This window comes from Mycobacterium sp. (assembly GCF_035603715.1).
Lineage (GTDB): Bacteria > Actinomycetota > Actinomycetes > Mycobacteriales > Mycobacteriaceae > Mycobacterium.
This window is the reverse complement of record NZ_DATNJW010000187.1, coordinates 1-12,158: the sequence shown is the minus strand read 5'-3', so window position 1 is coordinate 12,158 and position 12,158 is coordinate 1. Positions and strand designations below refer to the sequence as shown.

Here is a 12,158-nt window from a genome sequence, read left to right as displayed (position 1 = left end):
ATCACCTGCACGCGTTGACCGGCCGTCGTCATCTCCCAGTCGGAACCCACAGCGCTGGGCACGAATTCGCGCAATGTGTCGACGCGGGCGGGCTGCGACAACCGGAGTTGGCCGATCAGGTAGTTGACCAGTTGCATCTGGGTGAGACCGGCGCCGATCATGGTCGCCAGGTTGCCCGGGGTGACGGATCGCGGCAGATCGGTTGCATGACCGTGTTTGAGGAATTTCGGCGACCACCCGGCGAAAGGTCCGAACAGCAGCCATGGCTTGCCGTTGACGATCCGCGCGTCGAGATGCGCCGCCGTCATCGCCGGCGCACCGACCGCGGGCAAGCCGTAGACCTTCGCCCGGTGCTCGGCGGCGATCGCGGGATTGCCACTGCGCAAGAACTTTCCGGCGATCGGAAAGCCGCCAAATCCCTTGGCTTCGGAGATGCCGGACTTCTGCAGGAGCCGCAGAGCCTGTCCGCCGGCACCGACGAAGACGAATTTCGCTTTCAGCTTTCGGTTTTCACCGATGCGGCGATTGCGAATTGTCAGTGTCCAGCCGCCGTCACGCTGGCGAGACAGCTTGCGGACCTCGTGACCGAACAACGCGGTTGTCCCGTTGCGTACGCCGTAGCCGATGAGCTGTCGACAGAGAGCACCGAAGTCGACGTCGGTGCCGTCGGCGGCCCAATCGAGCGCGAGGGGTTCGGAGAAGTCGCGCTTGGCGGCCATCAACGGCAGCCTGCGGGCGAATTCGTCGGCGTCGTCGATCCATTCGGTGCGGGCAAATAGCGGATTACTGGCCAACGCCTCGTGGCGCCGGCGAAGATAGTCGACGCGCTCGGCGCCTTGCACGAAGCTGACATGCGGGACCGGGTTGAGAAAGCCGGGTACGTCCGACACCATGCCGTTCTCCGCCGCGTAAGCCCAGAACTGACGGGTGACCTGAAATTCCTCGTTGACCCGCACCGCTTTGGCGATATCGATCGAACCGTCGGGCAGCTGCGGCGTATAGAACAGCTCGCACAGGCCGGCATGTCCGGTGCCGGCGTTGTTCCAGGGGTCGCTGCTCTCGGCGGCGGCACCGTCGAGCCGCTCGATCACGGTGATCGACCAGTTCGGCTCCAACCGGCGCAGCAACGCCGACAACGTCGCGCTCATGATCCCGGTCCCGACCAGCACGGCGTCGACCTCCGAGGTTCTGCTTGCCTGCGGGCCTGACACCGAGCCGATCGTCCTTTGCGTTAGAGCGAGCATTATCGATCGCCAGATTATCTCGGCCGACTCTGACCCGCTGGTCTCCGCAGTCTGCCAGCTGTGCCCATGACCTGGCGAAATCGAAGCGCCGCGACCGCGCCGGGTGTGGTGCCGGTCACCGGATGTTCCATATCGACCAACGCGGCGATGCACTTCCCCGGGCAGGGCTAGCGGGTCCCGCGACGACCACGATTTAAGCTGGCGTTCGTGACTGGCTGGCAGCCCGATGTCCTGCCCGGCTACTGGCAACTCACCATCCCACTGGGTGACGATCCCGACGGCGAGGGCGACATCGACGCGACTCTGTTGCGTCGTGGCGACGCCGCGCCGGCCGCCGATGCGGTCCTGGCAGTGCACGGATACACCGACTACTTCTTCCACACCGAGCTGGCCGACCATTTCGTCGGCCGCGGCATCGCCTTCTATGCGCTGGACCTGCGCAAGTGTGGGCGCTCATCGCGCAGCGGCCTGACACCGCACTTCACCACCGACCTGGCCTACTACGACCGCGAGCTCGATCGCGCAGTGGAGATCATCGGCGAGGAAACAGGCTCGGCCCGCGTGCTGGCATACGGCCACTCCGCCGGCGGACTGATCGTCTCGTTGTGGCTGGACCGGATGCGGCAACGCGGCGCGACCACTCGTAACCGGGTAGCGGGCCTCGTGCTCAACAGTCCTTTTCTGGATCTGCCCGGCCCGATGCCGCTTCGCTGGCCGCCCACGCGAGCGCTGATCGCCACGATCGCACGCTTCGGCGACAAACGGGTCGCCCGCGGACCGAGCGAGACCGGCGGCGGCTACGGCGCGAGCCTGCATCGTGACTACCACGGAGAGTTTGACTACGACCTGCAATGGAAACCGTTGGGCGGCTTCCCCATTACCTTCGGTTGGCTGTCGGCGGTGCGGCGCGGCCAGACGAAGCTGCACCGCGGGCTCGATGTCGGCGTGCCGAATCTGATTCTGCGCTCTGACCACAGCGTCACCGAGGCGTCTGATGCGATTGCCCTGCAGCGCGGCGACGCGGTTCTCGACGTCAAGCACATCGCCCGCTGGGCAGGCTGCATCGGCAACCAAACCACGATCGTCCCGGTGGTCGATGCCAAGCATGATGTGTTCCTGTCGATGCCGCAGCCAAGACAGGTTGCGTACCAGCAGCTGGACAGCTGGCTGGACGACTACCTGGGCGCGGACTCCAACGTCGCGTCTCAGAACGGCTGAAGGGCTACCGGATGGAAAGCTACGACCTGGCGATCATCGGAACAGGCTCCGGCAACAGCATTCTCGACGACCGCTACGCCAAAAAGCGGGTCGCGATCTGCGAGCAAGGAGATTTCGGCGGAACGTGTCTCAATGTGGGGTGCATTCCGACCAAGATGTTCGTCTACGTCGCCGAGGTTGCCGAAACCATCCGTTCCGCGGCGCGCTACGGCATCGACGCACACATCGACCGGGTGCGATGGGACGACATCGTGTCACGCGTGTTCGGGCGCATCGACCCGATCGCGATCGGCGGTGAGGACTATCGGCGTGCTCAACCCAACGTCGACGTCTACGACACGCACACCCGGTTCGCTGCGGTGCAGGACGACGGCCGCTATTTACTGCGCACCGATGAGGGTGAGGAGTTCACTGCCGAACAGGTGGTGATCGCTGCGGGGGCGCGCGCGGAGATTCCGCCGGCCATCCTGGATTGCGGGGTGCAGCACTACACCAGCGACGACATCATGCGGATACCGGAACTGCCGAAACATCTGGTGATCGTCGGCGGCGGTTTCGTGGCATGCGAATTCGCCCACATCTTCTCCGCGCTCGGAGTCCGGATCACGATGGTGATCCGCGGCGGCTCACTGCTGCGGCATCTTGACGACACCCTGTCCAGGCGGTTCACCCGTATCGCGGCGAGCAAGTGGGAAGTGCGCAGCCACCGCAACATCCTCGGCTCGCACGAAAACCGCTCCGGGATCGTGCTGGAACTCGACGACGGCTCCGAGCTGAAGGCCGATGCCGTGCTGGTGGCGACCGGACGGCGCTCCAACGGCGATCGGCTAGACGCCGACACAGTAGGAATCGAGCTGGACGATCGCAGTGTCGTCGTCGACCAATACCAACGAACCTCCGCGCGTAACGTTTTCGCGCTCGGCGACGTGTCTTCGCCGTATGAGCTCAAGCACGTTGCCAACCATGAGGCACGCGTCGTGCAGCGTAACCTGCTGTGCGATTGGGACGACACCACATCGATGGCCGCCACCGACCACCGCTACGTTCCCGCCGCGGTGTTCAGCGATCCGCAGATCGCATACATCGGATTGACCGAAAACGAAGCCGTTGCAAAGGGTTTCGATATTTCCTGCAAAATCCAGGACTACGCGGACGTCGCCTACGGCTGGGCGACCGAGGACACCGTCGGCATCGTGAAACTCATCTCCGACTCCAAGACCGGTCAACTGCTTGGCGCGCACATCATGGGACACCAGGCCTCGTCGATCATCCAGCCGTTGATTCAGGCGATGACCTTTGGCTTGAGCGTGCACGAGATGGCGCGCGGCCAGTACTGGATTCACCCCGCGCTGCCGGAGGTCGTCGAGAACGCGCTCTTGGGACTGTCGGACTGAAATCCGCGCCCGGTTTCGGGCCGGGATTACGCGGCGGTGGTTGACGATCGACCGCGCGGCCGGCTGTCGATCGACCAGAGATGGCCACAGTCAGGACATTGCAGGTGCAGGAGCCACGCCTGGTAGTTCAGTAGGTACTGCCAGTGGGTATCGCAATTGCGACTGCTCTGGCAATCAGAGCACCCGACGCCGTGCTCGCACTGTGGGCAGCCGAACCAGGCGCGGCGGCCCCGATCGGCAGTGGGATCAATCGGCAACACGGCCAGCCTCCCGATCCGGAAGCACCCCGGCGGCCACCAAGTCGTCGTAGACACGTTGCTGATCGTCGTCGAGATTCGAGTACAGCAGCGCGTACGCGCGATCCTCCTGGGCGAGCACCTCCACCGGATCCCAGTCGTCCCCGATCGCCTCGAGGATGGCGGCCCGGCGGCGCGCCTCATCGAGGGTCAGGTCGTATGCGAACGCCAGATGATCAGCCTCAGCAGCCACGTGTTCTCCCCTGCCGACATGTCGAACGAGCCACCAGAGTCAGCGGTAGCGCCCGCGGTCGGCAATGGCCTCCGTCACATTCGGAGGTTGAGGTTGATCACAGTTTTTGCACTAGGCGGTGTCGACCAGCGCGTTCGGCGGCCGGCACTCGGGCGGGCGCCCCCTTAGTGCGAGTGGCCGTGCTCTTCTTCTAGGTCGGCTTCGTGCACGTGCGGATGCGTGTGTTCACTTCCGTCGGCGTGGGCGTGGGAGTGGTCGTGCTCGACATGCTCGTGGTCGTGGCTGGTGTGCGGGTGCGCGTGAGTCAGGTCGTCGTGCTGGTGTTCGTGGGTGTGCGGTTCGTCGTGACCGTCTTTATGGTCTGTCACTGTCATCCCCTGTAGGTAGAGATCCCGACCGCATCCATTGTGCTCTTCGCGATGAGCCCTGGGAACAATTGACTCCCATCCTGTCTGGTCCGCAACCCTCGCGGCGCCTGAGGTGTAGAACAGTGCGCATGGGCCTCAGATGGCAAGGCTCCGGGACTCGCGGTGATTAGCCATGCATGAGCTTTCGCTGTGCGAGGCGATCGTGGGCGTGGTCAAGCCGTACGCCGACGGTCGCCACGTCGACGTAGTACGCGTCAGGATCGGCGCGCTTCGTCAGGTGGTTCCCGAGTCGCTGTCGTTTTGCTGGACGCTGCTCCGAGACTACGAGGACATGCCCGACGCCGAGTTGGAACTCGAGTTCGTCACCGCCGAGGTGCGCTGCCGGTCCTGCCGCAACGAGTCGTCGATCACTTCGCAGTGGTCATTGCTGTGCCCGCGTTGCGGGAGCGCCGACGTCGAAGTGCTGCGCGGCGACGAGTTTTTGGTGACGTCGCTGGATGTCTCGTGAAAGGTGTTGACGATGGGTAGATTTCATCGCCACGACGACGGAACCGTGCATACCCACGAGCACGGCGATCACGCCCACACCCATCCTCACGACCACGGCGATCACAGCGGTTATCACACCGGCTCCCAGCGGATCGATGTGCTCGAGGCGATCTTCGCCGAGAACGACGTTCGGGCCGACTTTAATCGAAAAGCGTTTGAGAAAAGCCGAGTTCGTGCGATCAACCTCATGAGCTCCCCCGGCTCCGGTAAGACGACGGTATTGCAGGCCACCCTCGACGAACTCGCGGGCGAGATCGCCGTCGGAGTGATCGAGGGCGACATCGCCACCGATCTGGACGCCGCCAAACTCGGTGGTCGGGGCGCCCAGATATCCCTGCTGAACACCGGCAACGGATTTGGCGGTGAATGCCACCTCGACGCCCCCATGGTCAACCGCGCGCTGCAGGGACTGGACCTGGCCCACCTGGATCTGGTGATCATCGAAAACGTTGGAAATCTGGTTTGCCCGGCCGAATTCGACGTGGGCGAACATGCCAAGGCGATGGTTTATTCGGTCACCGAAGGGGATGACAAACCACTGAAGTACCCGGTGATGTTCCGCGCCGTCGACGTGGTACTGCTCAACAAGATCGATCTGGTGCCGTATTTGGACGTCGACGTCGACTCATATGTCGCCCGTGTCCGCGAGGTCAATCCGACGGCGACAATTTTGCCAGTCAGCGCCCGCACCGGCGTCGGCATGGCCGACTGGTTCGGCTGGCTGCGACAATTCGCCGCAGGCTCCGCAGCCTGATTGCACCGCGGTTTCATGTCGAGAACCCGCCCGGACGGTCGGACCGTAATCGCTTGAACACCAACACATGCAACTGATTCGCAAGAAGGCCACTATGTTGCTGATCTTCACGCATCAACGATGGTGCCGGACGGCGATTAATCGCCAACAGTACGCGCCTGCTTAACGAAATCGGGTACAAATCCGGAAACCCGTACCTGCCCTCCGAATTTGCCAGAACAGCGTTGACAAGGCAGTTCAGCGAGAGTAAACCCAGGACATAGCGCCGCGTAAGCGGGCCGATAGCCGACTCCCGCGGTGTCAGGGACCTTAGCCCGGGTCCCGGAAAGCTGCGATATGCCAACGGAAGCAGCAGTCAAAGCGGAAGAAACATTGATCCACGTTCTGTGGATCAACGCGGGTCTGAGTTGTGACGGCGATTCTGTGGCGCTGACTGCCGCCACTCAACCCAGTATCGAGGAGATCGCGCTGGGCGCGCTCCCCGGACTGCCCAAGATCGCCGTGCACTGGCCGCTGATCGATTTCGAGTGCGGCCCCACCGGCGGCGCCGACGACTTCCTCGAATGGTTCTTCAAGGCCGACCGCGGTGAGCTCGAACCGTTTGTGCTCGTCGTCGAAGGTTCGATCCCGAACGAGGCGATCAAGAACGAGGGGTACTGGTGTGGGTTCGGCAACGACCCGGCCACCGGGCAGCCGATGACCACCAGCGAGTGGCTCGACCGGCTCACTCCGAAGGCGACCGCAGTAGTCGCAGTGGGAACGTGCGCCACCTACGGCGGCATCCACGCGATGGCCGGCAACCCGACCGGGGCGATGGGCGTGCCCGATTACCTGGGCTGGGATTGGAAGAGCAAGGCCGGAATCCCGATCGTCTGCGTCCCGGGCTGCCCGATCCACCCCGACAACTTGTCGGAGACGCTGACTTATCTGCTCTACATGGCCACCGGGCAGGCGCCGATGATTCCCCTTGATGACGCGCTGCGGCCACAGTGGCTGTTCGGCAACACCGTGCACGAGGGCTGCGACCGGGCCGGCTACTACGAGCAAGGTGATTTCGCCACCGAGTACGGATCACCGAAATGCATTGTGAAGCTTGGCTGCTGGGGTCCAGTCGTCAAATGCAACGTGCCCAAGCGGGGCTGGATCAACGGCATCGGCGGCTGCCCGAACGTCGGCGGAATCTGCATCGGATGCACCATGCCCGGGTTCCCGGACAAGTTCATGCCGTTCATGGACGAACCCCCGGGCGGCAAGGTGTCCACCACGGCATCGGGCCTGTACGGCTCGGTGATCCGCAATCTGCGCGGCATCACCAACCGCACGCTGGACAAGGAACCGCGCTGGCGGCACAAGGGCGACAAACTCACAACGGGCGCACACCGCACCTGGTAATGGGCACCATCTCAGCTCGAAGGTAGGGAGCAAACTCCGATGACAACGATCATCCCCGAGCCGTCCCACGCGAAGCGCGAGCCCGGCCAACTCGTCGAGATGGCATGGGATCCGATCACCCGGATCGTAGGCAGCCTCGGCATTTACACCAAGATCGACTTCGAGAACCGCGAAGTGGTCGAGTGTCACAGCACCTCATCCATTTTCCGCGGCTACTCGATCTTCATGAAGGGCAAGGACCCTCGCGACGCGCACTTCATCACCAGCCGCATCTGCGGCATCTGTGGTGACAACCACGCCACGTGTTCCTGCTACTGCCAGAACATGGCGTACGGGGTCAAGCCTCCGCACCTGGGCGAGTGGATCGTCAACCTGGGCGAGGCCGCGGAATACATGTTCGACCACAACATCTTCCAGGAGAACCTGGTCGGCGTGGACTTCTGCGAAAAGATGGTCTCCGAGACCAACCCGGGCGTGCTGGCCAAGGCCGAGAACACCGCGGCACCGCACGCTGACGCGCATGGCTACAAGACGATCGCGGACATCATGCGCTCGCTCAACCCGTTCAGCGGCGAGTTCTACCGCGAGGCCCTCCAGGTCAGTCGATACACGCGAGAAATGTTCTGCCTGATGGAAGGCCGCCACGTACACCCGTCCACGCTGTATCCCGGCGGGGTCGGCACGGTGGCAACCATTCAGCTGATGACCGACTACATGAGCCGGCTGATGCGCTACGTGGAATTCATGAAGAAGGTCGTGCCGATGCACGACGACTTGTTCGACTTCTTCTACGAGGCGATCCCCGGCTACGAGCAGGTCGGTCTGCGCCGCACGCTGCTCGGGTGCTGGGGCTCCTTCCAGGATCCCGACGTGTGCAACTTCGAGTACAAGGACATGGAGCGTTGGGGCAACGCCATGTTCGTCACGCCCGGCGTCGTCGTCGACGGCAAGCTGGTGACGCACTCGCTGGTTGACATCAACCTGGGTATCCGAATCCTTTTGGGCAGTTCGTATTACGACGACTGGAACGAACAGGAGATGTTCGTCAAGACCGACCCGCTGGGTAATCCAGTCGACCGGCGCCATCCGTGGAACCAGCACACCAACCCGCACCCGCAGAAACGCGACATGGACGGCGGAAAATATAGCTGGGTGATGTCTCCGCGCTGGTTCGACGGTAAGGATCATCTGGCGCTGGACACCGGCGGCGGCCCGCTCGCGCGGCTGTGGTCGACCGCATTGGCGGGCCTGGTCGACATCGGCTACGTCAAGTCCACTGGTCACTCAGTCCAAATCAACCTGCCCAAGACCGCACTCAAGGGACCGGTCGAGTTCGAATGGAAGATCCCCCACCACGGGTCCAACACCATCGAGCGCGACCGGGCGCGGACCTATTTCCAGGCCTATGCGGCGGCGTGCGCGTTGCACTTCGCCGAAAAGGCACTCGCCGAAATTCGGGCCGGCCGCACCAAGACCTGGGAGAAGTTCGACGTACCCAAGGAGGGAATCGGCTGCGGATTCACCGAGGCAGTGCGCGGAGTCTTGAGCCACCACATGGTGATCCGGGACGGCAAGATCGCCAACTACCACCCGTACCCGCCCACCCCGTGGAATGCCAACCCGCGCGACAGCTTTGGCACGCCAGGGCCGTATGAGGACGCGGTGCAAGGACAGCCGATCTTCGAGGAGAACGACCGGGAGCACTTCAAGGGCATCGACATCATGCGCACGGTGCGCAGCTTCGACCCCTGCCTGCCTTGTGGTGTGCACATGTACCTGGGCAAGGGCAAGACGCTGGAGCGGCTGCACTCACCGACGCAAGCAGCGACTGGGGAGTGATTTATGGCTGATCGCCCCGAGGAGTTGGAGGGGGACGCGCAGTGGCGCTCGGCGGGCGATCGGATCCAGACGCTGTTGGATGCGACGTCGGCCGGCGGCACTGTCGCGCGTGAGCGCGCCGAGCAGCTGGTTCGCGAGGTCGTCGAACTCTACGGCGCGGGCTTGGCGCGGATCATGGCGACAGTCGGCGATCGAGCGGACCGCGCCACGGTTGACCGCCTGGTCGCCGACGACTTGGTCGCCAGCCTGCTGCTCGTCCACGGCCTGCACCCACACGACCTGCGTCGCCGGGTCGCCGACGCACTCGATCGGGTCCGACCGTATCTGGGCTCACATGGCGGCGACGTGCATCTGCTCGACATCGTCGGGGACGCCGTACAGCTTCAGTTCGCCGGCAGCTGTAAGAGTTGTCCGTCGTCGGCAGTGACGCTGGAGCTGGCCGTCGAGGATGCGATTCGTGCTGCTGCACCGGAGGTTTCGTCGATCGAAGTGGTGACGCCCGAAGCCGCGCCAGCTGAACCAACGACGATGATTCCGGCGGAATCACTGCTGGCCCAGGTCCATTCCAGGGCCCATGCCAACGGCGGCGCGTCGGCGGCCTGGCATCCGGTGCCGGATCTGGCCGATCTGGCCCCCGGCGAAGTCGGCGGCTTTTCGGTGGCCGGCGCCGTGGTGCTGGCCTGCCGGGTTGGCGACCAGCTTTACGCCTACCGTGACCACTGCCCGGCCTGCGAAGGATCCTTGGCCGGTGCGGCGCTGCACCGGCGGACCACGCCGGCCGAGCCAGTGCTGCGATGTCCGCGCTGCCACGCGCATTTCGACGTCGTGCACGCCGGGGCGGGCCTCGACGACGGCGCCGAACGTCACCTCGATCCCATCCCGCTGCTGCTGCGCGACGGAGTGCTGTCCATCGCGGTACCGGCCGAGCCGATGGGCGCACCGGCATGACCAGTCCGTACGACGTCCTGAGCCGAATCACCAGCAACCGCCAGGCACCGCAACCTGCCGGGGAGCGGTGTGAAATGTGCTCCGAGAGCATCGCCGAACAGCACCAGCACGTGGTGAATGTGGCTGGGCGGCAACTGATGTGTGTATGCCGCGGCTGCTATCTACTGTTCACCGACAGCCACGCGCAGCTGCGCTACCGCTCCGTTCCCGACCGGTACCTGTCGTTTCCCGACTTCGCGCTTGATCGCCGCACCTGGGAACTGCTGCAGATCCCGGTCGGCCTGGCGTTCTTCTTCCGCAACTCGGCGCTGGATCGCACCGTCGCGTTCTACCCCGGACCGGCGGGGGCAACCGAGTCCGATCTCGACCTCGAGGCCTGGACCGCGATCAACTCGGCTGACCCTCGGGTGGCAATGCTCGCCGACGACGTCGAGGCACTGCTGGTCCGAGTGCGCGAGGACGAACAGCCCGATTGCTACCTGGTTCCCATCGACGCCTGCTACGAATTCATCGGCGGACTGCGGATGTTGTGGCGCGGCTTCGACGGCGGCCAAGAGGCCCGCGAATTCATCGACGCGTTCTTCGATCAGCTGGCCACCCGCAGTACGGAGCAAGGCCGATGACCCGCGCAGGCGCCCAGGCGAGCGGCCTGACATTCAGCGTCCTCGACGTGGTACCCGAGCCCTACGCGGCAGTGCCGATATTGACCGCGCGGGTCAGTGTTTCCGCCCCCGACGACGAGCCCGTGCACGCGATCGCGCTGCGCTGCCAGGTCCGCATCGAACCATTGCGACGCGGCTACTCCGATGACGAAGCGGCGGGGCTGACTGATTTGTTCGGGCCACGGCAACGCTGGGCCACCACCCAACGCACCTTCCTGTGGCAGCACTGCACGGCGATGGTGCCGGCGTTCCTGGGCACCAGCGAGATCACGCTGCCTCTGGAGTGCACCTACGATTTCGAGGTCGCCGCCGCCAAGTACTTACACGCGTTGCGCGACGGCGCTGTGCCATTGCAATTCCTGTTCAGCGGAACCGTATTCACCCCGGGTCAGCGCGGTTTCTCCGTTCAGCAAGTGTCGTGGGACTGCGAGGACCACTACGACATGCCGGTAGCCGTGTGGCGCGAACTCATCGGGCTGCATTACCCGAACACCGGATGGGTGCGGCTGTCTCACGATGCGGTAGCCGCGTTGGCCGACTACAAGTCGGCGCGCGGCCTGTTGAGCATCGAGGACGCGGTCACCACACTGATCAGCGCGGCGCACCAGGAGTCGCGATGACCGCGGATTGGGACCGGGCCCGGGCGGTCGCCGACGCCGTGCTGTACGAGGGCTACCTGCTCTACCCGTACCGCGCCACCTCGAGTAGGAACCGATCACGGTGGCAATGGGGCGTTTTGGGACCCGCGGGCGCGGCCGACGCGGGGATCGGCGAGGACGACGCCATCGTGGCGCAGTTCCTCGTCGACGGAGCGCGAGCAATCACCCTGGTGGTGCGCTTCCTGCAGCTGCAGCACCGCCGTGTCGAACGCGACACCGGAAGCGGCCGTTTCGAACCCGTCGACGAGCTGATCGCACCAACTGGTTCGTGGCTGACCTGGGACGAAGCGATCGAGTGTGAAACGTCTTTCGGTCCCTTTGTGATTGACGATCCGGCCCAGCCGCGGTCATTGTCGCTGACCGCCGCTCCGGCAACCGACGTCGAATCGGTCGAGGGCGGTCGGCTGGTCCGGACCCGGCGGGAGGTGAACGCTACGTTGACCGTGGGCGTCGAGCCAGACGGCACGCTGCAGCGGGTATCGGTACGGGTGGCGAACGCCGGTCCTGCCGCGGTGGACAAAGACGAAGCGATAGCACGTTCCCTGATCGGTACCCACGTCATCGCGGAAGTCGTTGGGGGAGAATTCGTCTCGCTCCTCGAGCCGCCGCCGGCTGCCGCCGACGCGGTGTCCCGCTGCAGCC

General features: G+C 64.3%; 12 protein-coding genes and 1 pseudogene. 10 read left to right on the top strand and 3 right to left on the bottom strand.

The genetic code is table 11. From position 1 onward, the window contains the following. A partial coding sequence (gene mqo / locus VN856_RS08070) for a malate dehydrogenase (quinone) (protein WP_325687845.1) occupies positions 1-1,148 on the bottom strand: 1,148 nt, incomplete at its 3' end. 303 nt (positions 1,149-1,451) lie between these two features. Between mqo and VN856_RS08065 the strand changes: the two genes are divergently transcribed. Together VN856_RS08065 and mtr are read left to right on the top strand one after the other, a co-directional pair. Beyond that, a complete protein-coding gene (locus VN856_RS08065) occupies positions 1,452-2,462 on the top strand; it encodes an alpha/beta hydrolase (protein WP_325687844.1) in 1,011 nt (336 codons plus the stop codon). Between the two features lie 11 nt (positions 2,463-2,473). After that, positions 2,474-3,856 carry a mycothione reductase gene (gene mtr, locus VN856_RS08060; protein ID WP_325687842.1) on the top strand — a complete coding sequence of 461 codons (1,383 nt, stop codon included), beginning with the start codon at positions 2,474-2,476 and terminating at the stop codon, positions 3,854-3,856. Between the two features lie 246 nt (positions 3,857-4,102). Here mtr and VN856_RS08055 read toward each other — a convergent pair whose 3' ends face one another. After that, on the bottom strand, positions 4,103-4,345 hold the full coding sequence (locus tag VN856_RS08055; RefSeq protein WP_325687840.1) for a DUF6400 family protein: 243 nt from the start codon (positions 4,343-4,345) through the stop codon (positions 4,103-4,105). Positions 4,346-4,509: 164 nt separating this feature from the next. Next, the gene (locus VN856_RS08050; RefSeq protein WP_325687838.1) at positions 4,510-4,719 is read right to left on the bottom strand and encodes a zinc transporter Slc39a7; all 210 of its coding nucleotides are present in this window, start codon (positions 4,717-4,719) and stop codon (positions 4,510-4,512) included. A gap of 166 nt (positions 4,720-4,885) precedes the next feature. On the opposite strand from VN856_RS08050, the gene VN856_RS08045 reads away from it, so the two are divergent. From VN856_RS08045 to VN856_RS08010, 8 genes and pseudogenes are all read left to right on the top strand, one after another. Continuing rightward, the gene (locus VN856_RS08045) at positions 4,886-5,221 is read left to right on the top strand and encodes a hydrogenase maturation nickel metallochaperone HypA (RefSeq protein WP_325687836.1); all 336 of its coding nucleotides are present in this window, start codon (positions 4,886-4,888) and stop codon (positions 5,219-5,221) included. Between the two features lie 12 nt (positions 5,222-5,233). Further along, positions 5,234-6,016 (top strand): hydrogenase nickel incorporation protein HypB, encoded by a 783-nt coding sequence (gene hypB, locus VN856_RS08040; RefSeq protein WP_325687834.1) that lies wholly within the window; start codon positions 5,234-5,236, stop codon positions 6,014-6,016. 336 nt (positions 6,017-6,352) lie between these two features. Beyond that, positions 6,353-7,408: a hydrogenase expression protein HypE gene (locus VN856_RS08035; protein ID WP_325687833.1), complete on the top strand. Its 1,056-nt coding sequence runs from the start codon at positions 6,353-6,355 to the stop codon at positions 7,406-7,408. 39 nt (positions 7,409-7,447) lie between these two features. Then, complete coding sequence (locus VN856_RS08030) at positions 7,448-9,247, top strand: nickel-dependent hydrogenase large subunit (protein WP_325687831.1); 1,800 nt, start codon at positions 7,448-7,450, stop codon at positions 9,245-9,247. Positions 9,248-9,250: 3 nt separating this feature from the next. Then, the gene (locus VN856_RS08025) at positions 9,251-10,195 is read left to right on the top strand and encodes a NifU family protein (protein WP_325687829.1); all 945 of its coding nucleotides are present in this window, start codon (positions 9,251-9,253) and stop codon (positions 10,193-10,195) included. Next, positions 10,192-10,818, top strand: coding sequence for a DUF5947 family protein (locus VN856_RS08020; RefSeq protein ID WP_325687827.1), 627 nt, complete (start codon positions 10,192-10,194; stop codon positions 10,816-10,818). The genes VN856_RS08025 and VN856_RS08020 overlap by 4 nt, the downstream gene beginning before the upstream one ends. Further along, positions 10,815-11,477: a DUF6084 family protein gene (locus VN856_RS08015; protein ID WP_325687825.1), complete on the top strand. Its 663-nt coding sequence runs from the start codon at positions 10,815-10,817 to the stop codon at positions 11,475-11,477. The genes VN856_RS08020 and VN856_RS08015 overlap by 4 nt, the downstream gene beginning before the upstream one ends. After that, positions 11,474-12,158: pseudogene (locus tag VN856_RS08010) on the top strand (hypothetical protein); the annotation flags it as partial. The gene VN856_RS08015 and the pseudogene VN856_RS08010, both read left to right, overlap by 4 nt.